The sequence below is a fragment of the Paucibacter sp. KCTC 42545 genome, assembly GCF_001477625.1.
GTDB lineage: Bacteria > Pseudomonadota > Gammaproteobacteria > Burkholderiales > Burkholderiaceae_C > Paucibacter_A.
In genome coordinates this window covers 2,188,805-2,211,429 of sequence record NZ_CP013692.1, presented here as the reverse complement: position 1 = coordinate 2,211,429, position 22,625 = coordinate 2,188,805, and the positions used below count along the sequence as shown (strand labels likewise).

The following is a 22,625-nucleotide window of genomic DNA, read 5'->3' as shown; positions in this document are numbered from 1 at the left end:
CGCTGTCCGCGATCAGCCTGAAATGGTGTCCGCCTTCGTCTGAAACGCTGTCCGCGTTCCGCTGAAATGGGTGGCCGGGATGGGCTGAAATACGCAGTGGAGCATGGACTTCGTTTCCGACAGCCTGGCCAATGGCCGGCGTATCAAGTGCCTGACTGTGGCCGACGACTTCACGCACGAGTGTGTGGACATCGCCGTGGACTACGGCATCTCGGGCCAGTACGTGACGCGGTTGCTGGACCGGGCCGCGATCTTCAGGGGCTACCCTGCGGCGGTGAGAACCGACAACGGGCCGGAGTTCACCTGCCGGGCCTTCATCGCTTGGGCGCAAGCTCACGACGTGCGGCACATCCTCATCCAGCCAGGGCGGCCCATGCAGAACGGCTACATCGAGAGCTTCAACGGCAAGTTCCGCGACGAGTGCTTGAACGAGCACTGGTTCCAGACGCTGCCGCAGGCGCGCTCGGAGATCGCCATCTGGCGGCAGGACTACAACGAGGTGAGGCCGCACAGCAGCCTGGGTCGGATACCGCCGGCCGAGTTCGCGCAGCGCCACCGCACCAAGAACCAGGCGCCACCGGCTACACGCAACGAGATCAAGTAACCTTCAACCCGGACTTCCGCATGGCTGGTACGGCGGGAGGGGGCAGGTCAGTCAAGGCCATGGCGTTTCATGTAGCCAATCAACTGATTGCGATTGCCGATGGTGCCATTGACGATCTCGCTGTGAAGCACCTTGGCAAAGTCATCTTTGGCTTTCTTATCCTTCTTCCCATTGGGTGACTTGGCTTCAAACGGCTTCAAGGCAATTTTGAGGGGATCGGGCACAACTTGCGCAAAACCAAAGTTGTCATTCATCACTGCTGAGAAGGCATTGAAGAACTGAATGTTCTTTTCACCGGGCGGATGAATGACAAGTTGAGAATTGCTGACCAACTCAGTATTTGCAAATAGGAAATGCAGTTCAACATTTCCTTTTTCGCAGTGCATGACCCAGAAGTCAGCGAAGTTTTCATCAACCTTCAGACCTGGCAGGAATGTTGAGCGGAAGGTTTCAATCAGAGTGGTGATTTGCTCTGGAGTAACGGATTGAGATTCAAGACCATCACGAAAAGCGATAACACCAGAGGTGTACTTATGCAGCCTCTTGGTGGCATTGGCTATTTCAGTGAAAGTGTTTGGATCGCCGAACAGAATTTCGGGTGAGACAGATCGCTTTTTGTTCTCATGGTCGGTATCACTGAGTAAATATTTGACGGCTGACTCAGCACCTCCTTTGCCAGTAGGAAAAATGGTGACATTCATTTTTTCCCCTTGAATAGATCCGAAATAGTGCTCACTCCTTCCTGAATCTTGGTGAGTTCCTGGAACATTCCCTCAGTTGTGTCATTCCAAACTTGCAAACGGTTGAGGGATCGCGCGATTTGATTTATGTTTGAACCGATTTTTCCAAGAGAGGCAAGAAGCTGAACACGCAATTTGTGTTCTGCTTTAGTTTCGTGGTTGGATTGATCGTGTGCTGGAAGAAGAACAGCACGTGCAAAGATTGCGGTGGAAGCTGCACCAGCTTCAGCGGCTCTTTCTTGAAGAGCGATCCATTCTTCAGGCGTGAACCTGATTTCAAAACGCTTGTTGCGAATTTTTCTATTGGCTTCTACACCTGCTTGGCCCGATCTTTTTTTGAGTGTCGGGTCTTTTTCTTTTCTATTGGTTTCCAATGGAAGCCTCCTTATTCTTGTTTTTATCGAGCCTCGCGCAGCAGCGGGTGTGGGTGAAGCCCACGATATTCAACCTAAAGTTAGCCCGAAAGGGTTAACGTAGGATTGATTGACCTTGCTTAAACTCCATTTCCCCTTTTTTTTGGATTTTTAGGGGGTTAGAGTAACGGTGCTTACTAATACTTTAGCAAGATCAAAATCGAAGTCAACGATCATAAGTGGTATGAGCAGATGATTTATGGCTGAAAATTTGTATGAATAAAAAACGGACTGTGTCATATCCAATAAAATCAATAGAAGACGACGTCGCCATGATACATAGGGCAGATTCATCATATATGTGTTCATGCGACATAAGGCAAATTCATCATATATGTAGCCATGTGACATGAACTCAATTTGTCATTATTGTTGACTTCATAAAAAAATACGTTTCAATAAGTCATGAACGATATTGGGAAATTTTCGTAATGACTAAAAAAAGCATAAAAAATGAAAGAACAACAGTAAGGATTGGGCCTCGAATGTCTAGAGGTCTCTATCAACTCGCGAAGTATGTTTATGGTGTTAAAGGTGTCAACTTTGAAGATCAACTTGAAGAGTTGGTGGAGAAAGACCTTGACTATCAGATGAAGCAGAGGTGGTTCACCAATGCAATATCTGGAAAAGAGGGGCAGCATTTTGAAAAACTTAAGAAAACAGTCAGTGATGCAGAAGAATTTCAGTCGCATAGTGATAGGAGTGACTTTGATTTAAACAATCTAAATGAAGGTGGAGGTGAATGATGAACTTTCACTACGATAAGAACATTCTGACCACTCAATCCGATTTGCAGGTGTCTGTAGCTGACTTAAGGGATGTGATTCAAGCTTTCACTATTCCAAACGATGCCCAAAGGCTCAAAGAGCTTCAAGTGGTGCTTGAATCTATCGTGTGAAAGAATGGGCTGAAAGCAGGTGCCTTGAGTGTTGGGTGATCAACCTGTATCGCACACGCCTTGTGGCGGCCCCGGCCTCACGTAGTTAAGGAACGGCGAAGCGTTCTCACTGGCGTGGCTATGCAGTAGAAACATTGCCTAGAGCGACGCTTGCAAGGTACAATTTGAAAGATGATTGATGGCCTTGATTTGGCTATCTACCTTTTATTAAGTGGAGCGTCGATGGCAAGAATCAATCTAAGAAAGTTCATCGCAGAACACTATAAAGGTGGTGTTAGTGCTCGTGATGTAATTCGAGAAGCATTAACAAATTCGATTCATGCTGGAAGTAAGAATATTTCCGTTGACCTTTATTTCTCGGAGAGGCAACAAGAAATAAATCCTGGCAGTGAAGAGCGAAGGGTTCTTGAAACAATCACTATTGTTGATGATGGTGAAGGCTTTACCTCTGAAAATCTGAACTTCTTTGATGAAGTCTGTACTGGTCACAAAGACAGCATTGGGGGCAAAGGGGTTGGACGGTTGGCATTTCTTAAATATGCAAAATCTGTCAAGATTAGGAGCCAACTTTCTAGTGAGCTAGTGGAGTTTGACTACACACCTGAGTTCAAGTTAGACGACGTTAAGAAGTCAGCCGTTGATGGCAGCGTAAGTACAAGCATTACGCTCATGGAGCTAAAAGAGAAGATCAACACCCAAGTCACAAAGTTGGTGAATGCCATTTGTGATGATCTCCGTCTTCTTCTTTTTCTCAAGCATCAGGCTGGTCATAGCATTACTCTGAAGTTCACCCACAATTCGCGGCAACCTTTTGATGAGAATTACACTGTTTCAGGTGATTCAATCAAGGCTGAATTGACGCGAGAGTTTGAATTTCTGGGTGAGAAATTTAACTGCTACTTATTCCGAGATGAGCCGCCCCGAAAAGGCATTGTAGCAATGCTTTGTGCTGATGAGCTATGTATTGAAGAATACGTTATCAGCAGGCGATTCGACATTTGTCGCCATTTGATATTTGTAACATCGGAATACTTTAACAAGCGGTCCAACATTGAACGTCAACGCCTAGAACTTCCGAAGACGGATGAAGACGTTGATATGGTTTCACCTATCAGTCGGGAAAAACTGACCCCTCGCATTCATGAGGAATGCATGAAGATGATTGACGAAGCTGCGGAAGGCGATGTTGATCAGTTTAAGAGTCAAAATATTGAAAAGCTGAAGAAGTACTACCCATTCATCAAGCTCGATTCTTTGGGTGGCAATGCCGCTCTGTTGGATGCGGATGAGGTTGTTAAGACCTATAGAGCCCAACAAGCTAAAAATGAAGATCAGCTTGTCGATGCACTTGATAGCGGTCGGCCTGTTTCTTGGGATGACGTCTCGCACCTGGCGAGTGAAGACTTGGCTCGTTTCATTGTTCACCGTGCTTTGGTGATTGATTCACTTGCCAAGATGCCTCCCAGTAGTGCAGAAGATGCCTTGCACAATGCGATTCTTCCCAAGCGTAGCGATGGCAGTGAAATCAGAGAAAACAATGTTTGGCTGGTTGACGACAAGTTTTTGTCTTATTCCAACATCTACAGTGACCAGACCTTGGCAACGATTATTCAAGAGGTCGGAAATGTTATGGAGGTCAAGCAACAGCGTCGTCCTGATGTTGCCGCTTTCTTCTCAAAGGATGATGAAAATCATCCCAATAAATTAGTAATCATTGAGTTCAAAAAGCCGGGTGCTGACATTTTTGAAAACAATAAGGCTCTCATGCAATGCAGGCTCTATGCCAGTGAGCTTGCAGAACGAATCCCTACTGTGTTGGAAGTATTTGCCTTCTCAGTAGTAGAAATCGATGATGCCTTCTATAGAGACATGAAGCAAACAGGCTTCAAGGATGTATTTTCCTTGAATCAAAGGGTTGTCTACAATGATTACCTCATTGGAAGCAACAATGAAATTCCCCTTCATCTATATGTTATGCCCGCCTCTGCGTTGATCAAGGATGCGAAGGCCCGCAACAGAGTTTTTGAAGAAGTCTTACAGTTCGATGTAGGCAAGTAGTGCTTTGTTTTTCATCGACCTGCTTTATTTCCTGGTCTGATCTAGGCTTGGAAATGAAGTAGGAGCCCTCGGCAGAGAACTATTTTGGTGGCACCTTCTTGTACTTTTTATGAGCAATGGCGCACACACCTTCAACGATCTTCACTACTTCATCCCTGTCGCTACTGCCTAGACCATCCATGAGGTTGGCAATGTGCTGGGCCTGAGCATTCAAGGCTGTGCTGGTTTCAGTCACAAGTTCTGCAACAGAGCAGCCAAAAATCTTGGCAAGCATGCCTAGCAACTCCACATCTGGCGAGCTATCACCACGTTCATATCTGGCATAGCCTTCAGTGGACATATTTAGCTCTTCCGCAACGGTCCGTTGCACAAGCTTTGCCTCCATACGCTTCTGCTTGATCCGCTGACCTACGATGTGCCTAAGTTGAAGCTGTCTGCTCACGTTGTGCCTTGTCTAGTTAAATTCATATGATTTTGACAGACCAAGGCAAACAGATCAACCTTGAAAGAACACGCTAGACTGAACCACATCCTGTTTTTGGGAGTCTTGGAATGAAGCCAGAATTGAAGTGTGTGGTCGACAACACTGTGAAGACCTGGAGGAAGAGCGGACTGCTTCACCGTGAGGATGGGCCTGCTGTCATCAAAGGTAGTGCTGAGAATCGAATTGAAGAATACTGGTTTGAAGGATGTTTAGTGAATGCTGCCATGCTAGAGCTTCACAAAACCCTTACGCCTGAGATTGACGAAATATTGAATAAAAGAAAGGTAGTTCACCTTGATTCAATGAGGTTCAAATAAAAAAGCACCCAAATGGGTGCTTTTGTTTTATGCGAATAGGGCTTCAAGTTTTCGCTTTTGTTTCCGATCTAAGCAAGACATTAATACAGGGTAATTATCTTTAACTGTATTTGTTAGTTCATCATGTAATGCAGTGAAGTCTTCAGAACTCATGAATTCAATCAATGATCGTGGATGATTCGGCATGCCTTTAAGTTGCATTCCTGCTTGAACCATGAAATAGCTGTTGTAGCCAATCAAAAGTTCCTTAATTCGCTCGTCGTTAGTTGATCCCCATTTCTTGAAGATTTCGATCAACACCTTTCCATCGTGAGTCTTGGCAAAGTTGAAAAGCTTGTCATTCATTCCATTGATGCAGTATTGGAGGCATGTAGTGTTTTTCATGGCTGCTCTCCTTATGCTGCTACCAAGTCTGCCAACTCGGTATCCATGATCCTGTCCAACTCGCGCACGATGGCAGGTTCGTCATCTGGTGCGTAGAAGTCAAAGGCAAGTTGCTCTGCCTCGATCCTGGCCTTGGCCATCTCATACATGGCAGGACTCTTCTCAAAGCCAATGGCATGACGATCGTGCTGCTTCGCCACTACTAGGGTGGTAGCAGAGCCGGCGAATGCATCGAGAACGATGCCACCTGGCTTGGTGTGGTTCCTGATAAGTGGCTCAATCATCCAGCCGTATTTTTCGGTTGGGTGGGCTGTCTTCTTCCTTCCAATGGGACCCTCGTAGACCTGCAACATCTCTGACTGAGCACCGAAGTTGAAGGTGTACTGCTTGCCCTTGGTGAACCACACACACTCTTCCATCGTAGATCGGTAGTTGATTTTGCGAATGCTAGGGACAGGGTTCTTCTTCTTGAAGTAAATCTTGTTCTTAAAATTCAAGTCAAAGTCTTGCTCAAGGTAATGAACAATCAAACCGGTGTACTTGCGATCAAGAAACAAAATCATTGAACCGTTGTCCTTCATCACACGAACGAACTGCGCAATGAACGGTTTTAGCCATTGGTAGTAGTCGTCAATGGTTGTCCACTGATCCTGGAAGTCAGAACCCCATGCCTGGCTAGTGGTGACAATTTTGCTGCCCTTCTTGGTGAGCTTGGAATTGTCGGCAATGCCATAAGGTGGGTCAGTCAATACCAAGTCAACGAAGTTGCTTGGAACTGTGGCAAGACCGGCTTGACCATCAAGGTTGTGAAGGGAATTGATTCCGAAGTTTTTTTGTTCTGCGTGGTTCATGATGGAACCCTTTCTTTAAGTTGGTTTTTATTTAAGTCATATTTAGAACCCTCCTTGCCATTTGGAAACCACATGGTAGGTATGAAGTGGGTAGTCGCTGTAAAAACACCCGTAGGTGTTTGGTTTAATTTGGCTTAGTGTGCAGGAGCTTTCGTAACCAACTCTTGAAGCATTTTGCGTTCGTGGTTGGTGAAAGACTTCATGATTAAGTCATAGCTAAGATGAACAGTCGCTGTCATTGAATCCTTAAAAACTTCGCGGTTCAATTGGTTCAAATCCATGCCTTGTTGGCGCATTTGGTCCAAAGCATCAATCATTTGATAAACGGTGAGAAAAGCCTTGATTTTTGATGTTGTAGTGCCTTCAAGGGGTTTAAGCATTTGAGCAGATTGTTGGATTGTTGGCTCTTGAAGAGCTTCTTCAAGAGAATAAAAGCCGTTAGGGACCGCGATAAGATTAAGTTGGTTCATGATATTTTCCTTTAATTTAATTCATATTTAGACCCTCCTTTCCAAGTGAACCATTTCACTGGTAGGTGTTAAGTGGGAAGTCACTACAGTTAGTCACTGAATAAGTATTTGATCGCTTTTTTTGATTGACTACTTAATGTCGCCAATCAATAAAACGAACTGTACGCTTCTCAAGTAAAAAGATCTATGAACTGGTTCTTGGTGACACCAAGGAAAACGTAGGGTCGTAAAAAAAGCACCTATTGGTGCTTAAGATCCGATAACCGAGTCCACTTGTTTTTCTGTTTGATCTTGCTAGATTGATAGCAAGAAAAGTAGGAGGGATTTATGAAAAATGGATGCCACAATGAAGATGGAATAGTATTTTGGTACTACAACGATCAGCTACACCGTGAAGACGGTCCCGCTTGTATTGAGCCTGACGGAACGCAGTCTTGGTACCGAATGGGGCAGCTACACAGAGAGGATGGCCCTGCTGTTGAATGGGGTGATGGCGGTCAGGAGTGGTATCTAAATGGAGCGAGACACCGTGAAGACGGTCCTGCTGTAGACAATGCAGACGGTAGCTACTCTTGGTATCTAAACGGCGATAAGCACCGTATCGATGGGCCTGCTGTCGAAGCAGCCAGTGGCGCGAAGCAATGGTGGTATGAAGGACAGTTGCACCGCGATGGTGAACCCGCCATTGAAGGTGCTGATGGCACTAGAGAGTGGTACCACTATGGGAAGAACATTCCCATGAAGAAACCGACTCCGCAGGTCTTTAACAAGAACAAGATTACAGAGATGAGAAGTATCTACGATAGACCGATAGTGGTTGTAGAGAACAGGATATTGGCTATGAGGAAGAAGTATATTGACGATAGTGACACATCCCAAGGAACAAAGATGAAGCCGAAGTTTTAAGCTTCGAATTCTCTCTCCCTGTTAGTCATTAAATAAATGTAGTGCGTGGCTGTGGAGCTTGTGGGCGAAGGTGTGCGCGGTGGGGAACTCGCAGAGTTGTCCACGGTAAGCATGCCGCTATGCAAAGCATATCGTCCATAAATCCATAGTCTTCTTCTGCCTTAAAGCCGATCTTTCAATCGGGCTGCAATCTTCTGTACGACTTCAACAATCATGGCGCGATCCGCCTCTGGCAGAGTTTGCAGAATCTGTGAGATCAGCTCGGCCTGGTCACTGGTGCGGGTGCTGCTGGCTATTAGCAACTCTTCAATGCCACAACCATATATCTCTGCCAGTTCTGCTAATCGCTGAACGGTGGGCATGGTGATCCCGCGCTCTAATCGGCTGACCGCCTCGACACCAATTTGAAGGGTGCTCGAAACTTGTTCTTGGGTCAGATTGCATGACTCTCGCTTCTTGGCCAAAGCCTTCCCAATGGTCTTGAATAGCTCTTCATGCTGGTTGCTGTTCTTTGTTGACGTTGTCATTTTTTGACACTCCTTTGCCAACTCCAATGGTCGTATGTCAACCCACAAAGGTGAACGTGCGTTAAAGTCGTGTATCAACCCAAAAAGTTGGGTTGATGTTCAACAAACCATTGAAAGGTTATGCACAGCATGCGCAGCACATTGAAAGTGGCAGTAGCTACCTCCCTTGCTCTTACTTTGGGAGCTTGCTCCTTTGCCCCGGTCGTCGCTCAAAAGATGGGAATTGGCACTGCCAGTGAGGATGACATTCTTCAAGCAACCGCCAAAGTATTTGGTGTGCCTGCCACGTCGGTGAAGGTTTCAGACGTTAAGAAGGACGATGGCTTTAACGGTACGCAAATCTTCTATGCGGCGTCGGTTCAAGGGAAACCCTTCCGTTGCGGGATGCTGAGTTCATTTGCTGGTGCTTCTGTGCCCAAGTGTGTGAAGCCCGGTGAACCTTTGACCATGTGAGGGGAACAACATGGCAATCCAATGTCCAAAGTGTGGCGGCGAACACGTTCAAGCTGTCAAAGTAATTCTGCAATCAGGAACCTCATACAGCAGCGGCACAATGACTGGCTTGGGAGTCGGTACAGATGGTGCAGGAACATTTGTAGGCACTAGTAGCGGAACAAGTCAAACGACGTTGGCCGCAAGGTTCTCTGCTCCAAAGAAGCCGGCCCTGTGGGCTGAGATCGCTATTGGGATCATTGCACTGGCAACTTCACCTTGGTTGGCAGCGCATGGACCTGATGCTGGTTTCCGCTATGCGAGTCTTGCAGTTTGGGCGTTCTTTGCCTATTCGTTTTGGGGCTACAAGAAGAAGTCCGCTGCATATAAGGCCTACTATCCAAAATGGAAAGTTTTGTATGACAGTGGTTTCTTTTGTCACAAGTGTGGAAACACATTTGTGGTGTGAATTGAAAAGAGCGCCTTCGGGTGCTTTTTTTCGGCCAATTTTTCTTGCTTCTATTAAAGTTTGTCCTTCGGACATTTAATTTGAATGTAGAAACCCTATCGGGACCATGATTTATTGATAAAGTCCTTCGTAATTCTTGCTGCCCATCACCCCAATAGATGGGGTAACTATCTGATATACACCGTAGTGAACCCATATGACTAGTTATGTAGTTAGGATTCTCATCCAATTTTGAACTGCTTCTTTGTGTTTGGAGAAGGTACTTCTTGCAAGTCCACATTTCTCCAAATTTCCAGATGTTAAAGTGAAACCTCGTTGCTCGCATGCGTGGATTGCAAGCTTAATAGTGTCGTCTACAGACTCAGTTCTAATCACATTGGTATAGGCTGCACCTTGGGCCTGTTTCTCCTTGATGGGCATATCATCTGGAAGCTCTAGAACACCTCGGTTCTTATTTCCACTACCAATGCTGTTTCTGTGCTTCCAAGTCCATTTGCCAACTGAAGTAGATGTTGAAAGAACTTCTTTTGCTGGAAGAATGCCATTTAAATTGTCTAGGAATAGCTTATTGATAGACAGTGCCTTGTTGTCTACAAGCTGTTGGAATACAGCATAAGAGCCGTGTTGTTTGACTTCCTGGTATGCCCAGACTCTGAGGGTGTCAAACAAGGTGGTGTTTCTTCCACCAAGGGAATCAGCAAGCTTTTGCTTCTGTTTGTGGCTATGAAGGTCAAGATGGTATTCAGCGAAGTCCTCAAGGTCATACAAGGCCCCGTGTCTTATCGTGCGCCAACTAGGGTGAAGTGGGTTCTTGGTGAACTTGCCAACATAGGCTAAATCAGCCCCTAGAACATTGGTTAAAGCTAGATCGGTATTCTCATAGAACTTCTGGGGTGCTCTGTGGGCATGTTCTGTGTAGTAGACAGGAACCCTCAGTTCATAGAGATAGTGGCAGTGTGCATTTTCAGGATTGATGACTACATAGGTGGGTGGTGGCAGTCCTTTTTCTTCCCAAAGAAAGGCCGAGCCCAACTTGTAAAAAGTTAGTCTTTCTGATTTTGGCTCATCTAAATCTAGAACTATGAATTTCTTGTATAGTTGATTAAGTTCAACATAACGATATTGAAGAGCATTATTCTTCTTTCTGAACCTTGTTCCATATTCTCCAAAATCATCTGTGCTTCTTACTTTGTCAGGCAATGCCTCAATAAAACTTTCAAACATATAAATTCCTTTATTTCTTGTGAAATTCAGGAGTGTTTTCTAGTTGGATATTGACATTTGATTTTTAATGCGTTTTAATATTTACATCAGGTCAAGCCGCCAAGCTTCTTCAAGTTCCTGAATTTCTAAAATGCTCAAGTTAACTGCTTGGGCATTTTTCATTTCATAACTTGTTTTACGAAATTTATTGTTGAAAGTCAAATTGATAATAAAAAAGCACCCGATTGGATGCTTTTTGTTTTGGAAATGGTTATCTGAAGCTGGATTTATTGTCAATGGCTAATGCAGTCGTTTGTTTTTGGCAGCCGTAGGTGTGTCGTTATTTTTGGCTTACGCTTTTCTCCCCGTGAATCGGGTATTAATGAAGTCCGTCACATTGATGTTTACGTAGAAGCGATCTTCAAATATGCTAACGTCCACCTTCTCATAATTTGTGGTGCAGTGTGTTAACGCTTCGTTGAGCTGGTCGCGGATGCCCTGTAGAGTCGGATAGTTGGCATCCGTATTGAGGTGAAATCGGTATGGTTTTTTGAGATCGGTTTCTATCTCAACGTCTATAAATTTATTAGAAGGGTCAATGTCTACCCTGAACGATTTGACTGGATGTCGCGCCATGTGTTGGCTCCTTTTTAAGTGCTCAAGATAGTTTTAATTGGCTTTCCCATGGTCGGCCTGAGGCCGATATGGAAAAAGCACCCCGAAGGGTGCTTCTGCTGGGATGAAGTCAAGCTTACGCTGCTTGAAATTCAGCTTCAGTAATATCTCCCAACTGTTCCTTAGTTGGCTTCTTTCCTTCGCGGCTAGAGAGCTTCTTCAAGAAGTTGTTCTTGGCTTTCTTCTCTGAGGGAGTGACCAACCATGCATCAACCGACTTACCTGTCTTGTAGGTTGTGAAAGCGCCTTCTGCCTCCAAGAACTTAGGAGGGTGGGCCAGCCACACACCAGTTTCAGCACCCTTGGTGGACTTCAGTGGCTTGCTCATGGTGCGAGTGCCACCAGCAGAAGCGTTCTTTCCAGCAGCAGCCTTGCCTTTAGAACGAATCTTGATTTCCAGTTCTTCTGGTGTGAAGTTGAACATCTTGATTTGTTCCAACACACCAGCTAGTGCAGCAGGGCGTTCTGCCTTCAACTGTGCGGCCAACATATCTTCAAATTCTTGGCGCTTGGCGAGGATATCAGCGAGTGTCAGTTTCTTGGCTTCTGCCATGTAAATTCTCCAGTAGTGAATGTAAAACTGTAGTTGCTTGAGGTGTTCAACAAGCGACTACAGTGATTTTGCTTGTTGATAAATGTACTTTATGATTAAGAGCAAGGATCGTCAACTAGATTGCGTCTTGTTTAAATAAATTTTTGACATAACTTTAGCGTGCTTAGTTTCTGTCGGCATAGTAGGCATTCGTCATTGAAGAGGAACCATGACCAGCAAGAAGCATGATCTCTTCCTCATTCAAGGATTGACCTGAACGGAGCTTGGCAAACACCTCTGACAAACGATCAGGCATGTTCTGAATGGTCTGTTCAACGGTTTGAGGTGAAACACCCATCTCCTTTGCGATCTGGAAGTTATTGGACTTCTTTTGACGAATCAACTTTGTCAGTGCAGTGCGGCGGGTGTCATGGAAGTGAAGCCGCGTATCTGGGTCGTCATAGAGTCCAAGTGCCTTCAATGCATCAACCCAGTATTGCCTAAAGTTCCAAGCTGTCAGCTTGAAGATAGGGCCTTTTGCCAAACGGTTTGCTTTGAGCCATTCCCGAAAATCTTCATCTTCAGGGATCATGATGTCCCTTGGCTTGCCATTCTTGGTTTTTGGAATGTGAATGGACCAAAGCTGAAGATTCACGTTCTCCCATTGAGCGCCTAGCACTTCACTTTTTCGCGCTCCAGATTCAAGGCAGGTGACAAACAAATAGTAAGGTTCTTGATTGGCTTTGAGCTTCATCCACTCTGCAATCTGAACAGCTTCATCTTCAGAAAGAACCCGCTTACGTCCGAGATAAGCTTTTGGCTTTTCTCCACGTGGAAGCATCTTCACTGGATTCATGATGCCTTTAGGGAACTTCTCAGGATAGAGCTTGTAGACTTTTTCAAAAGCTGAACTGATAGTTGAGATTTCACGAAGAATGGTGTTGTTCTTGATGCCTGTTCTCCTTCTTGAATCCATGTATGCAATCAAGAGCCAGAAATCTACAGTGTCAATTTTGAACTGGCCGAATTCAATGTAATCTTTGTTGTAGGTCCTGCCCAACATGGCATCAACTACCGTGCTTTGATAGCGGTAGTTGTCAATCTTAGAACCTAAGTCTTTGAGATAGATAGGGATTGAGGGGATGGCACGAAGGCAGCGATTCTGGTTCGTCTTAAGCGAACTAGCAGCCTGCTTGCTCATGTACTGGTCGAAGTATTCGCGGAGAAGTGCCTTCACATTAGGCATCTCAAGTTGGTACTTCATGTCAAAAATGAGGTTCTGGGGAACCCCGGTGTTGATCCTATGAAGCTCTTGGTCTTCCCATGACCTGGCAAGAGCCTCATCGTCAAACACCTTGTTGACGTTCTCGCCACCTTTGCGGATTTGGACGCGCCAACGGGTGACAGATACCTTGCGGCCTGTTTCTCTGTTCAGAACTTTGTACTTGAATGCGTAGACCGACACTGTGAATCCTTCCTGTTCTTTGAGTCCCTAGAGGGGCGGTTCAAGCGGGGTGGTTTTCCATCCCTTTTGAGGCCCTTGAGGGGTTGTGCAAGCCGGGTCATTCCCAAATTTGCACAATCAAAATCTGTGGTGCGAAAAATTGTGCATCAAAAGAGGTGTATTGTGCGATTACACCACTCATATGCACTCCAAGTCGTTGATTTAAAACGAGTGCAAAGGATCTTACCTGTCTTCAATAAATCGCAGCAGGATGCCTTGCTGCCTTATGCCGAATCGGGCTTGGTGACCTTCATCGGCGCCACCACGGAGAACCCCAGCTTCGAGGTCAATTCCGCGCTGCTGTCGCGTGCCCAGGTCTATGTGCTGAAGTCACTCAGCGAGGACGAGCTTAAGCAATTGGTGGCGCTGGCCCAGGGCAAGCAACTCGCCCATCTGCAGTTTGACGCGGTGGCGCTGGACACCTTGGTGGGCTATGCCGACGGTGATGCGCGCCGCCTGCTCAATCTGCTGGAGCAAACCAGCACGGCCGCCGGAGCCGCCGGCACGCAGACGATTGATGCCGAGTTCATCCAGAATGCCCTGACCCTGAACTCGCGCCGCTTTGACAAGGGTGGTGATAACTTCTACGACCAGATTTCGGCCTTGCATAAGTCGGTTCGCGGGTCCAACCCCGATGCCGCGCTGTACTGGTTGTGCCGCATGCTGGACGGTGGCGCGGATGCCCGCTATTTGTCGCGCCGCATCGTGCGCATGGCCTGGGAAGACATCGGCCTGGCCGACCCGCGTGCCATGCAAATCGCCAATGACGCGGCCAGCACTTTTGAGCGCTTGGGTGCACCCGAGGGCGAGTTGGCGCTGGGGCAGGCGGTGATTTATCTGGCCGTCGCGGCCAAGAGCAACGCAGGCTACAAGGCCTATAACGCGGCGCGTGCCTTTGTGAAGCAAGACAAGTCGCGCGAGGTGCCGGTGCATTTGCGTAATGCGCCAACCAAGCTGATGAAAGAGCTGGGTCACGGCCACGCTTATCGCTATGCTCACGACGAGCCGCACGCTTATGCGGCGGGTGAAAGTTATTTGCCCGAGGGCATGGCGGAGCCGTAGTGGTACGAGCCGGTGCCGCGCGGCCTGGAGGCCAAGATTGCCCAGAAAATGGCCTTTTTGCGTGAGCTGGATGCTGGCGCGGAATAGCGATTGGCGGGCAGCGCGGAGACTACTTGAATGGCACGTTATGACATGCGCAGCGGGTCCGAAATTCAAGTGCAAGGTGCCGGGTTTGCATGGGCGTCGATACGGGTATTTACTATCGGAAACGTGCCATGGCTGACTCCTACAATCTGCGGCGAGCCTGCAGGATTTGATGGCCAACAAGGCCCGCCGACTTTGCGGCGGGTTTTTTTTTGCTCATCGAACATTGAATGGGCAAGGGGCCAACCGGCACCCAAGCCAAACCGGAGATGCATATGGAAACATTTTTCCAGCAATTGATTAACGGGCTGGTGCTGGGCAGCATGTATGCCCTGGTGGCCCTGGGGTACACGATGGTGTACGGCATCGTCAACTTGATCAATTTCGCGCATGGCGAGATCTTGATGGTGGGCGGCATGGTGAGCTGGACGGTGGTGACGGCGCTGGCGGACTCGGGCCTGCCGGGCTGGGCGCTGATGCTGATCGCGCTGGGCTGCGCGGTGGTGACCTGCGTGACGCTGAACTTTGTGGTCGAGAAGGTGGCCTACCGGCCCTTGCGCAATGCGCCGCGCCTGGCCCCCCTGATCACGGCCATGGGCATGTCGCTGCTGCTGCAGACGCTGGCCATGATCATCTGGAAGCCGAGCCCCAAGCCCTTCCCGCTGCTGCTGCCCACCACTCCCATCGACCTCGGTGGCCCGGTGATCTCGGTGACGCAGTGCCTGATTCTGGGCGTGACGGTGGTGATCCTGGCCGCGCTGATGTGGCTGGTCAATCACACCAAGCTGGGCCGCGCGATGCGCGCCACGGCGGAGAACCCCAAGGTGGCCGGCCTGATGGGCGTGAAGCCCGACTTCATCATCTCCACCACCTTTGTGATCGGTGCGGCTCTGGCTGCGGTGGCCGGCCTGATGTGGGCGGCCAACTACGGCACGGTGCAACACACCATGGGCTTCATGCCGGGCCTGAAGGCCTTCACGGCCGCGGTGCTGGGCGGTGTGGGTAACTTGGCCGGTGCGATGGTGGGCGGCGTTCTGCTGGGCCTGATCGAAGCCATCGGTGCGGGCTATCTGGGTGACCTGACCGGCGGCGTGCTGGGCAGCCATTACGCCGACATCTTCGCCTTCGTGGCGCTGATCCTGGTGCTGACCCTGCGACCCTCGGGCCTGCTGGGTGAGCGTGTGGCCGACCGTGCCTGAGCGTGGCTGAAGGAGAACCCAACATGCAAAAGAACAAACTCTTCGTCTTCGGCCTGGCGGCCATCGGCTTGCTGGTGCTGCCGCTGTTCGCGCAGCAGCTGGGCAACGGCCCGGTGCGCATCATCGACCTGGCCTTGCTCTACGTGATGCTGGCCCTGGGCCTGAACATCGTGGTCGGCTACGCCGGCTTGCTGGACCTGGGCTATGTGGCCTTCTACGCCGTCGGCGCCTATATGTTCGCGCTGCTGAGCAGCCCGCACCTGAGCGAGAACTTCGAAGCCTTCCGCGCCGCCTTCCCCGATGGCTTGCACTCGCCCTTGTGGATCGTGGTGCCGCTGGGCGCGGGCCTGGCGGCCTTCTTCGGCGTCATGCTGGGCGCGCCCACGCTGAAGCTGCGCGGCGACTATCTGGCCATCGTGACGCTTGGCTTTGGTGAAATCATCCGCGTCTTCCTGAACAATCTGGAGCACCCGGCCAACATCACCAACGGCCCGCGCGGCATCGGCCAAATCGACGCCATTCACTTCTTCGGCGTTGACCTGGGCAAGGGCCTGGAAATCTTCGGCACCACGCTGCCCTCGGTGACCCTGTACTACTACCTCTTCCTGACCCTGGTGGTGTTCAGCGTGCTGATCTGTTACCGGCTGGAGAACAGCCGCATCGGCCGCGCCTGGATGGCCATCCGTGAAGACGAGATCGCCGCCAAGGCCATGGGCATCAACACCCGCAACCTCAAGCTGCTGGCCTTCGGCATGGGTGCGACCTTCGGCGGCGTGGCTGGCTCCATGTTCGCCAGCTTCCAGGGCTTTGTGAGCCCGGAGTCCTTCAGCCTGCAAGAGAGCGTGATGATCGTGGCCATGGTGGTGTTGGGCGGTATCGGCCACATCCCTGGCGTGATCCTGGGCGCGCTGCTGCTGTCGGCCCTGCCCGAAGTGCTGCGCTACGCCGCCGGCCCGCTGCAAGAAATGACCGGCGGTCGCTTGGACGCCGCCATCCTGCGCCAGCTGCTGGTGGCCCTGGCCATGATCAGCATCATGCTGATCCGCCCGCGTGGCCTGTGGCCCGCCCCTGAGCATGGCAAGGCCGCCCCTGTGCCGACGAAGAAATGAGCGAGGAGAACAACATGACAGATCAAATCGTTCTGCACGTCAGCGGCGTGTCCAAGCGCTTCGGCGGCTTGCAAGCCCTCAGCGACGTGGGCATCAAAATCATGAAGGGCCAGGTCTACGGCCTGATCGGCCCCAACGGTGCGGGCAAGACCACCTTCTTCAACGTCATCACCGGGCTCTACACGCCGGACGCTGGCACGTTCGAGCTCGGCGGCGCGCCCTATACCCCGCAGGCCGTGCACCAAGTGGCCAAGGCCGGCATTGCGCGCACCTTCCAGAACATCCGCCTCTTCGCTGAAATGACGGCGCTGGAGAACGTGATGGTGGGCCGCCACGTGCGCTCGGGCTCGGGCCTGCTGGGCGCGGTGCTGCGCACCCCCAGCTTCAAGGCGGAAGAAGCGGCCATTGCCAAGCGCGCGCAAGAGCTGCTCGACTATGTGGGCATCGGCAAGTACGCCGACTTCAAAGCCCGCACCCTGAGCTACGGCGACCAGCGCCGCCTGGAGATCGCACGCGCCCTGGCCACCGACCCCAAGCTGATCGCCCTGGACGAGCCGGCCGCGGGCATGAACGCCACCGAGAAAGTGGTGCTGCGCGAGCTGATCGACCGCATCCGCAAAGACGGCCGCACCATCCTCTTGATCGAACACGATGTGAAGCTGGTGATGGGCTTGTGCGACCGCGTCACGGTGCTGGACTACGGCAAGCAAATCGCCGAAGGCACGCCCTACGACGTGCAGCGCAATGAGAAGGTCATCGAAGCCTATCTGGGCGCGGGCCACACCAACCATTAAAAGAAGCAGTGACCATGTCGAACAACAATGTATTGCTCAAGGTCAGCGACCTGAAGGTGGCCTACGGCGGCATTCAGGCCGTCAAAGGGGCGAGCTTCGAAGTGCGCCAAGGCGAGCTGGTCAGCCTGATCGGCGCCAACGGCGCGGGCAAGACCACCACCCTCAAAGCCATCACCGGCCTGCAACCCATCGCCGACGGCAGCGTCGAGTACATGGGCAAAGCCATCAAAGGCCAGGGCAGCTGGGACCTCGTCAAGCAAGGCCTGGTGATGGTGCCCGAAGGCCGAGGCACCTTCACCCGCATGACCATCACCGAGAACCTGCAGATGGGCGCCTACATCCGCAGCGACAAGGCGCAAATCCTGGTCGACATCGACAAAGTCTTCACCATCTTCCCGCGCCTCAAAGAGCGCAAAGACCAACTCGCCGGCACCATGAGCGGCGGTGAGCAGCAGATGCTGGCCATGGGCCGCGCGCTGATGGCCCAGCCCAAAGTCTTGCTGCTGGACGAGCCCAGCATGGGTTTGAGCCCCATCATGGTGGACAAGATCTTCGAAGTGGTGAGCGACATCCACAAGCAAGGCGTGACCATCCTGCTGGTGGAGCAAAACGCCAGCCGCGCGCTGGCCATTGCCAACCGCGGCTATGTGATGGAGTCCGGCGAGGTCACCATGAGCGGGGAGGGCATGAGCTTGCTCAATGATCCGAAGGTAAGGGCGGCTTATCTGGGCGAGTAAAGCTGATGGGTGAGGGGCTTGATGCCCTTCAGGCCCAAGAAAAAAGGCAGCCCGTAGGCTGCCTTTTTTTGTGCCTGAGTGTGATCAGACTTAAACGGGCTTGACGAGCTTGGAGCGAGCCCAGTCGTCGGCCACGCGAGCCGGGGTGGAGCCGCCCGCCTTGACGCGGTCCAGCAACTCGGCCACGCGATCGCCGATGCGGCTGACTTCGGCCATCACTGCCGACTCTTCGCCCTCGTTGCGGTACTCGCGTGCCACGCTGATGATGCCGCCGGCATTGACCAGATAGTCGGGCAAATAGCAGATGCCGCGCTGTTGCAGGGCGTCGCCATCGGCCACGGTGGCCAGCTGGTTGTTGGCGGCGCCGGCGATCAGCTTGGCGCGGATGGTGGGCACGGTTTGCGTATTCAGCGAAGCGCCCAAGGCGCAAGGGGCCAGCACATCCACATCGGCGCTGAGGATTTCCAGCACGCCCACGGCTTGAGCGCCCAGCTCAGCTTGCGCGCGCGCCACTTTGGCGGCGTCCACATCGGCCACCACCAGCTTGGCGCCAGCCTTGTGCAGGAACTCGGCCAGGTGCCAACCCACGGCGCCCAGGCCTTGCAAGGCCACGCGCACGCCTTGCAGGGACTCGCGGCCCAGGTGCAGGCGCACACCCGCTTGGATGCTCACAAACACGCCCCAGGCGGTCTTGGGGCTGGGGTCGCCGCCGAAGGCGCCGGCGCGCGGGATGCCGCTGACATATTGCGTTTGGGCTTGCATGCCCAGCATGTCGGCCGTGGTGGTGCCCACGTCTTCGGCGGTGATGTACGCGCCTTGCAGGGACTCGACAGCGCGGCCAAAGGCGGCGAACAGGGCAGGGCGGTCAAAGTTGCCCGCCGGCTTGATGATGACGGCCTTGCCACCGCCGAAGGGCAGGTCAGCCAGGGCGTTCTTCAGGCTCATGCCTTGCGACAGGCGCAGGGCGTCGTTCAGCGCAGCCAGCTCGTTGTCATAAGTCCAGAAACGGCAGCCGCCGAAGGCGGGGCCACGGGCGGTGCTGTGCACGGCCAGGATGGCTTTCAGGCCGGTCTGCTCGTCAGCGGCCAGCAGCACGCGCTCATGCCGGGCAAGGCCGGGCAGGCCGAACAAGGAGGAGGGGATGGAGGAAGCGGGCGCCGCGGCAATGGCGCGGGCAAGGTCGGTATGAGCGTTCATGAATGTCGAGTTGGCACTTGTGATGCGGATGCAAAAAGAGGCGAAAGTGCCTCTTGCGGCCCCTTCGCTTGTGGCGAGTGGGTGCCGGCAGTGTAATTTATGAGCGCTGGATTACGAGGACTGGAAGCCGCCAGCGCGCAAGGTGATGACCAGGGTGTCGCGCCAGCCATGCTCGGCGACGGGCTGAATCGGCGTGGTTTCGTGAATCACCCGTTCATCGTCCAGCAGCAGCAGGGTCCAGGGCGCGCCCATGGTGAAGCGCTGGCCCTGAGGCCCTTGGGCCTCGAAGACGCGCGACTCTCCGCCCTTGATGCCTTGGCGATCCACCAGCATCACGGCTACCAGGTCGACGCCATCGCGGTGTGCGCCTTCGGGCGTGGGGCGGCCAATGCCGTCGGTGGTGTCGATGCGGAATTGATGCGCTTCGATGAACCAGGCCTGATCCGCCGGCTTGCCCTTCAGCGCCGACGTAATGCGGGCCAAGCTCAGCAGCAGGGTCGACCATGCGGGGTCAGCCAACATGGCCGGCTCCATCGGTGCGAACCAGCGATCGATGCCGCCGTGCAAGGCGTTGTAGTCCAGCGGCTGCCAATGAGCGCGATGGGGCGCTTGGGTCAACTGCGAACCCTCGGCCTCAAAGCAGGCATGGCGGCGGAAGCGGTAGCGGCCACCGTCGCGCAGATAGGCATCAGCAGGCAGGTCTTGCCAGAAGGGCTTGAGGCGATCCAACTCGCTGCTGCTCAGGCCGACAGCCGCAGGCAGGCTCGCTGGAGCCAGCACGGTGTGGCCATCGGTGCGCAGCTCTTCTGAGAACGCTTCAGCCGATGCGTAGGGCGGTTCAAACATCATGGACGACAACTTCCGGTGAACATCAAAAAGGCGGTGCCGCTCAAGCGGCGTGCTTGTCGGCTTCCGAGGTGAAGGAGTCGGCGTAGAACTCGTCTGCTGGCAAGCCGCACTGCGCCACAAAGTCGCGCTGAGCCGACTCAACCACGATGGGGGCGCCGCAGGCATAGACCTGGTGGCCGGACAGGTCCGGCAGGTCGTTCATCACCGCCTGATGCACAAAGCCGCTGCGGCCTTGCCAGTCGTCCTCGGGCTTGGCGTCAGACAGCACCGGCACATAAGTCAGGTGAGGCATATCGGCCGCCGCCTGCAGAGCCCAGTCGTGCAGATACAAATCGGCCTTGCTGCGGCAGCCCCAGTAGAGCGTCGTAGGGCGCGCCAGGCCCAGGTGCTGCATGCGTTCGATGATGGCCTTGATCGGCGCAAAGCCGGTGCCGCTGGCCAGCAAGACGATGGGCTTGTCGCTGTCCTCGCGCAGGAAGAAGCTGCCGAAGGGACCCTCCATGCGCAGGATGTCTTTCTCTTTCATGGTGCCGAACACATGGTCGGTGAACTTGCCGCCGGGCATGTGGCGGATGTGCAGTTCGATGGCGGCCGGCGTGCCCAAGTTGTGCGGCGCATTCGCCATGCTGTAGCTGCGGCGCGCGCCGTCGCGCAAGATGAATTCCACATACTGACCAGCATGGAACTGGAAGTTCTGCGTGGCGGGCAGTTGCAGCTTGATGATGGCGACGTCACCGCTGGGTCGGCTCATACTCAACACCCGGCTGGGCAGCTTGAGCACAGGGAATTCGCCTGCGCCGGGCACCGTGCGGGCTTCGAGCACGCAGTCGGTCTGCGGGGTGGCGCAGCAGGTCAGGATCAGGCCGTCGGCCTCTTCGGCCTCGGTCAGGGTCTTGGGCTGATGGGCGCCGTGAATGACACGGCCCTCCAGCAAGCGGCTCTTGCAGGAGCCACAGGCGCCGTCGCGGCAGCCGTAGGGTAGGCCGATGCCGCCGCGAATGGCGGCTCCCAAAATCGTTTCATCGCGTTCGACTTCGAAGGCGCGGCCGCTGGGTTGCACAGTGATTTGAAAATTCATGGCGTCGATCTTGGGGAAGGCAATGCAGCAAAGAAAGCGGTCCGGCATGAGACTTGCGCTCAAGCCGGACCGTAAACTGGTGCGCTATTTTGCCTGAGCGATGCGCATGCCTTTCAAGACCCAATCCTCATCTTTTAGCCGAGATCAAGGCGCCAAGCCTGTGCGAGCTTCTGCACCTCGGCTTTTGATCGTCGGCTGCGGTGATGTCGGTCTGCGGGTCTTGCGCTTGCTCCCCCAGCATTGGCAGGTGATGGCCTTGAGCAGCAGCCCGGATCGGCTGGCGAGCTTGCGGGCGGCCGGCGCCATTCCGGTGCTTGGCAATCTGGATCAACCGGAGACCTTGCGCCGTTTGGCCGGCTGGGCGGATCGCGTGCTGCATCTGGCGCCGCCGGCTGCGCTCGGCAGCCGGGACCTGCGCACGCGCAATTTGTTGCGGGCTCTCGCCCGCAGAAGTTTGCCGACGCGCGTGGTTTACGCCAGCACGAGTGGCGTTTACGGCGATTGCCAGGGGCAGCGTTTTGATGAGACTCGACCGACCGCAGCGGCCAGTGATCGCGCGCAGCGCCGGGTTGATGCCGAACGGCAATTGCGCGACTTCGGGCGCGCCTTTGGCGTGGCGGTGACGGTCTTGCGGGTGCCCGGCATTTATGCGTCTGACCGTGTTGGCGGCCATCCGCGCGACCGCCTGAAGCGCGGTACACCGGTGCTGCGACGCGAGGATGATGTCTACACCAACCACATCCATGCCGATGATTTGGCGCGCGCTTGCGTCCGGGCACTCTTTCAGGGCCGGCCGCAGCGCTTGGTGCATGTCTGCGATGACAGCGAGCTTTTGATGGGTGACTACTTTGACTTGGCGGCCGACTTATGCGGCTTAGCCAAGCCACCGCGTATCAGCCGCGCCGAAGCCAAAGAGTTGCTGTCGCCGATGCAGATGAGTTTTTTGAGCGAGTCGCGGCGCCTGATCAACCACCGCTTGAAATCGGAGTTAGGGCTACGCCTGCGCTACCCGCTGCCGCAGGACGGCTTGCTGGCTTAAAGCTTGACCG

The 22,625-nt window shown here is 52.8% G+C and carries 25 protein-coding genes and 2 pseudogenes; 14 read left to right on the top strand and 13 right to left on the bottom strand.

Annotated elements, in window-relative coordinates; genetic code table 11:
• Positions 1-88: 88 nt before the first annotated feature.
• A pseudogene (locus AT984_RS09725) lies at positions 89-604 on the top strand (IS3 family transposase); the annotation flags it as partial.
• Positions 605-651: 47 nt separating this feature from the next.
• Here AT984_RS09725 and AT984_RS22950 read toward each other — a convergent pair.
• Positions 652-1,305, bottom strand: coding sequence for a hypothetical protein (locus AT984_RS22950; protein WP_156421975.1), 654 nt, complete (start codon positions 1,303-1,305; stop codon positions 652-654).
• Positions 1,302-1,718 carry a plasmid mobilization protein gene (locus tag AT984_RS22490; protein ID WP_197418292.1) on the bottom strand — a complete coding sequence of 139 codons (417 nt, stop codon included), beginning with the start codon at positions 1,716-1,718 and terminating at the stop codon, positions 1,302-1,304. Before AT984_RS22490 ends, AT984_RS22950 begins: the two co-directional genes overlap by 4 nt.
• A 470-nt stretch (positions 1,719-2,188) precedes the next feature.
• Between AT984_RS22490 and AT984_RS09710 the strand changes: the two genes are divergently transcribed.
• The 3 genes from AT984_RS09710 (at position 2,189) to AT984_RS09705 (ending at position 4,713) form a co-directional block, all read left to right on the top strand.
• Positions 2,189-2,503: a hypothetical protein gene (locus tag AT984_RS09710; protein ID WP_156421974.1), complete on the top strand. Its 315-nt coding sequence runs from the start codon at positions 2,189-2,191 to the stop codon at positions 2,501-2,503.
• Positions 2,503-2,655, top strand: coding sequence for a hypothetical protein (locus AT984_RS22945; RefSeq protein ID WP_156421973.1), 153 nt, complete (start codon positions 2,503-2,505; stop codon positions 2,653-2,655). Before AT984_RS09710 ends, AT984_RS22945 begins: the two co-directional genes overlap by 1 nt.
• Before the next feature lie 171 nt (positions 2,656-2,826).
• Positions 2,827-4,713 carry an ATP-binding protein gene (locus AT984_RS09705; RefSeq protein WP_082679919.1) on the top strand — a complete coding sequence of 629 codons (1,887 nt, stop codon included), beginning with the start codon at positions 2,827-2,829 and terminating at the stop codon, positions 4,711-4,713.
• Positions 4,714-4,792: 79 nt separating this feature from the next.
• Here AT984_RS09705 and AT984_RS09700 read toward each other — a convergent pair whose 3' ends face one another.
• Positions 4,793-5,155, bottom strand: a complete 363-nt coding sequence (locus AT984_RS09700; protein ID WP_058719923.1) for a helix-turn-helix domain-containing protein — start codon at positions 5,153-5,155, stop codon at positions 4,793-4,795.
• Positions 5,156-5,265: 110 nt separating this feature from the next.
• Here AT984_RS09700 and AT984_RS22940 point away from each other — a divergent pair, with 110 nt between their 5' ends.
• Positions 5,266-5,514, top strand: coding sequence for a hypothetical protein (locus AT984_RS22940; RefSeq protein ID WP_156421972.1), 249 nt, complete (start codon positions 5,266-5,268; stop codon positions 5,512-5,514).
• 27 nt (positions 5,515-5,541) lie between these two features.
• Here AT984_RS22940 and AT984_RS22485 read toward each other — a convergent pair whose 3' ends face one another.
• From AT984_RS22485 to AT984_RS09690, 3 genes are all read right to left on the bottom strand, one after another.
• Positions 5,542-5,898 carry a hypothetical protein gene (locus AT984_RS22485; protein ID WP_082679918.1) on the bottom strand — a complete coding sequence of 119 codons (357 nt, stop codon included), beginning with the start codon at positions 5,896-5,898 and terminating at the stop codon, positions 5,542-5,544.
• A gap of 11 nt (positions 5,899-5,909) precedes the next feature.
• A complete protein-coding gene (locus AT984_RS09695) occupies positions 5,910-6,749 on the bottom strand; it encodes a DNA-methyltransferase (RefSeq protein ID WP_058719922.1) in 840 nt (279 codons plus the stop codon).
• Between the two features lie 134 nt (positions 6,750-6,883).
• Positions 6,884-7,219: a hypothetical protein gene (locus tag AT984_RS09690; RefSeq protein ID WP_156421971.1), complete on the bottom strand. Its 336-nt coding sequence runs from the start codon at positions 7,217-7,219 to the stop codon at positions 6,884-6,886.
• Positions 7,220-7,546: 327 nt separating this feature from the next.
• Between AT984_RS09690 and AT984_RS22935 the strand changes: the two genes are divergently transcribed.
• Entirely contained in the window at positions 7,547-8,125 is a 579-nt protein-coding gene (locus AT984_RS22935; RefSeq protein ID WP_156421970.1) for a hypothetical protein, read from the top strand.
• A gap of 161 nt (positions 8,126-8,286) precedes the next feature.
• Here AT984_RS22935 and AT984_RS09680 read toward each other — a convergent pair whose 3' ends face one another.
• Positions 8,287-8,652 carry a helix-turn-helix domain-containing protein gene (locus tag AT984_RS09680; RefSeq protein ID WP_058719919.1) on the bottom strand — a complete coding sequence of 122 codons (366 nt, stop codon included), beginning with the start codon at positions 8,650-8,652 and terminating at the stop codon, positions 8,287-8,289.
• A gap of 129 nt (positions 8,653-8,781) precedes the next feature.
• On the opposite strand from AT984_RS09680, the gene AT984_RS09675 reads away from it, so the two are divergent.
• Complete coding sequence (locus tag AT984_RS09675; RefSeq protein WP_156421969.1) at positions 8,782-9,105, top strand: hypothetical protein; 324 nt, start codon at positions 8,782-8,784, stop codon at positions 9,103-9,105.
• A 10-nt stretch (positions 9,106-9,115) separates the two neighbouring features.
• On the top strand, positions 9,116-9,553 hold the full coding sequence (locus tag AT984_RS22930; protein ID WP_156421968.1) for a hypothetical protein: 438 nt from the start codon (positions 9,116-9,118) through the stop codon (positions 9,551-9,553).
• A gap of 204 nt (positions 9,554-9,757) precedes the next feature.
• On the opposite strand, the gene AT984_RS22475 is transcribed toward AT984_RS22930, so the two are convergent.
• The 3 genes from AT984_RS22475 to AT984_RS09655 all read right to left on the bottom strand — a co-directional run bounded on the left by AT984_RS22475 (position 9,758) and on the right by AT984_RS09655 (position 13,428).
• A complete protein-coding gene (locus tag AT984_RS22475) occupies positions 9,758-10,777 on the bottom strand; it encodes a replication initiation protein (RefSeq protein WP_082679917.1) in 1,020 nt (339 codons plus the stop codon).
• 730 nt (positions 10,778-11,507) lie between these two features.
• A complete protein-coding gene (locus tag AT984_RS09660) occupies positions 11,508-11,984 on the bottom strand; it encodes a hypothetical protein (RefSeq protein WP_058719915.1) in 477 nt (158 codons plus the stop codon).
• 163 nt (positions 11,985-12,147) lie between these two features.
• Positions 12,148-13,428 (bottom strand): tyrosine-type recombinase/integrase, encoded by a 1,281-nt coding sequence (locus tag AT984_RS09655; RefSeq protein WP_058719914.1) that lies wholly within the window; start codon positions 13,426-13,428, stop codon positions 12,148-12,150.
• 231 nt (positions 13,429-13,659) lie between these two features.
• Here AT984_RS09655 and AT984_RS09650 point away from each other — a divergent pair.
• The 5 genes and pseudogenes from AT984_RS09650 to AT984_RS09630 form a co-directional block, all read left to right on the top strand.
• Positions 13,660-14,616, top strand: a pseudogene (locus AT984_RS09650) (replication-associated recombination protein A); the annotation flags it as partial.
• 272 nt (positions 14,617-14,888) lie between these two features.
• Positions 14,889-15,812 carry a branched-chain amino acid ABC transporter permease gene (locus AT984_RS09645; RefSeq protein WP_058722208.1) on the top strand — a complete coding sequence of 308 codons (924 nt, stop codon included), beginning with the start codon at positions 14,889-14,891 and terminating at the stop codon, positions 15,810-15,812.
• 23 nt (positions 15,813-15,835) lie between these two features.
• Positions 15,836-16,921 carry an ABC transporter permease subunit gene (locus tag AT984_RS09640; protein ID WP_058719913.1) on the top strand — a complete coding sequence of 362 codons (1,086 nt, stop codon included), beginning with the start codon at positions 15,836-15,838 and terminating at the stop codon, positions 16,919-16,921.
• Positions 16,922-16,935: 14 nt separating this feature from the next.
• Positions 16,936-17,715: an ABC transporter ATP-binding protein gene (locus AT984_RS09635; RefSeq protein ID WP_231741581.1), complete on the top strand. Its 780-nt coding sequence runs from the start codon at positions 16,936-16,938 to the stop codon at positions 17,713-17,715.
• A 14-nt stretch (positions 17,716-17,729) separates the two neighbouring features.
• Positions 17,730-18,452, top strand: coding sequence for an ABC transporter ATP-binding protein (locus tag AT984_RS09630; RefSeq protein WP_058719912.1), 723 nt, complete (start codon positions 17,730-17,732; stop codon positions 18,450-18,452).
• Positions 18,453-18,542: 90 nt separating this feature from the next.
• On the opposite strand, the gene AT984_RS09625 is transcribed toward AT984_RS09630, so the two are convergent.
• The 3 genes from AT984_RS09625 to AT984_RS09615 form a co-directional block, all read right to left on the bottom strand.
• Positions 18,543-19,649, bottom strand: a complete 1,107-nt coding sequence (locus AT984_RS09625; protein WP_082679916.1) for a Leu/Phe/Val dehydrogenase — start codon at positions 19,647-19,649, stop codon at positions 18,543-18,545.
• A 111-nt stretch (positions 19,650-19,760) separates the two neighbouring features.
• Positions 19,761-20,507, bottom strand: a complete 747-nt coding sequence (locus AT984_RS09620) for a 2OG-Fe dioxygenase family protein (protein ID WP_442952173.1) — start codon at positions 20,505-20,507, stop codon at positions 19,761-19,763.
• Positions 20,508-20,538: 31 nt separating this feature from the next.
• Complete coding sequence (locus AT984_RS09615) at positions 20,539-21,576, bottom strand: CDP-6-deoxy-delta-3,4-glucoseen reductase (protein ID WP_058722206.1); 1,038 nt, start codon at positions 21,574-21,576, stop codon at positions 20,539-20,541.
• Positions 21,577-21,682: 106 nt separating this feature from the next.
• Between AT984_RS09615 and AT984_RS09610 the strand changes: the two genes are divergently transcribed.
• On the top strand, positions 21,683-22,615 hold the full coding sequence (locus AT984_RS09610; protein WP_156421966.1) for an SDR family oxidoreductase: 933 nt from the start codon (positions 21,683-21,685) through the stop codon (positions 22,613-22,615).
• Positions 22,616-22,625: the final 10 nt, after the last annotated feature.

Coding starts and splice junctions, on each gene's coding strand:
- AT984_RS22950 (WP_156421975.1), bottom strand. CDS start 1,305: ATGAATGTCACCATTTTTCCTACTGGCAAAGGAGGTGCTGAGTCAGCC.
- AT984_RS09710 (WP_156421974.1), top strand. CDS start 2,189: ATGACTAAAAAAAGCATAAAAAATGAAAGAACAACAGTAAGGATTGGG.
- AT984_RS22945 (WP_156421973.1), top strand. CDS start 2,503: ATGAACTTTCACTACGATAAGAACATTCTGACCACTCAATCCGATTTG.
- AT984_RS09705 (WP_082679919.1), top strand. CDS start 2,827: ATGATTGATGGCCTTGATTTGGCTATCTACCTTTTATTAAGTGGAGCG.
- AT984_RS22940 (WP_156421972.1), top strand. CDS start 5,266: ATGAAGCCAGAATTGAAGTGTGTGGTCGACAACACTGTGAAGACCTGG.
- AT984_RS22485 (WP_082679918.1), bottom strand. CDS start 5,898: ATGAAAAACACTACATGCCTCCAATACTGCATCAATGGAATGAATGAC.
- AT984_RS09695 (WP_058719922.1), bottom strand. CDS start 6,749: ATGAACCACGCAGAACAAAAAAACTTCGGAATCAATTCCCTTCACAAC.
- AT984_RS09690 (WP_156421971.1), bottom strand. CDS start 7,219: ATGAACCAACTTAATCTTATCGCGGTCCCTAACGGCTTTTATTCTCTT.
- AT984_RS22935 (WP_156421970.1), top strand. CDS start 7,547: ATGAAAAATGGATGCCACAATGAAGATGGAATAGTATTTTGGTACTAC.
- AT984_RS09680 (WP_058719919.1), bottom strand. CDS start 8,652: ATGACAACGTCAACAAAGAACAGCAACCAGCATGAAGAGCTATTCAAG.
- AT984_RS09675 (WP_156421969.1), top strand. CDS start 8,782: ATGCGCAGCACATTGAAAGTGGCAGTAGCTACCTCCCTTGCTCTTACT.
- AT984_RS22930 (WP_156421968.1), top strand. CDS start 9,116: ATGGCAATCCAATGTCCAAAGTGTGGCGGCGAACACGTTCAAGCTGTC.
- AT984_RS22475 (WP_082679917.1), bottom strand. CDS start 10,777: ATGTTTGAAAGTTTTATTGAGGCATTGCCTGACAAAGTAAGAAGCACA.
- AT984_RS09660 (WP_058719915.1), bottom strand. CDS start 11,984: ATGGCAGAAGCCAAGAAACTGACACTCGCTGATATCCTCGCCAAGCGC.
- AT984_RS09645 (WP_058722208.1), top strand. CDS start 14,889: ATGGAAACATTTTTCCAGCAATTGATTAACGGGCTGGTGCTGGGCAGC.
- AT984_RS09640 (WP_058719913.1), top strand. CDS start 15,836: ATGCAAAAGAACAAACTCTTCGTCTTCGGCCTGGCGGCCATCGGCTTG.
- AT984_RS09635 (WP_231741581.1), top strand. CDS start 16,936: ATGACAGATCAAATCGTTCTGCACGTCAGCGGCGTGTCCAAGCGCTTC.
- AT984_RS09630 (WP_058719912.1), top strand. CDS start 17,730: ATGTCGAACAACAATGTATTGCTCAAGGTCAGCGACCTGAAGGTGGCC.
- AT984_RS09625 (WP_082679916.1), bottom strand. CDS start 19,649: ATGAACGCTCATACCGACCTTGCCCGCGCCATTGCCGCGGCGCCCGCT.
- AT984_RS09615 (WP_058722206.1), bottom strand. CDS start 21,576: ATGAATTTTCAAATCACTGTGCAACCCAGCGGCCGCGCCTTCGAAGTC.
- AT984_RS09610 (WP_156421966.1), top strand. CDS start 21,683: ATGCCTTTCAAGACCCAATCCTCATCTTTTAGCCGAGATCAAGGCGCC.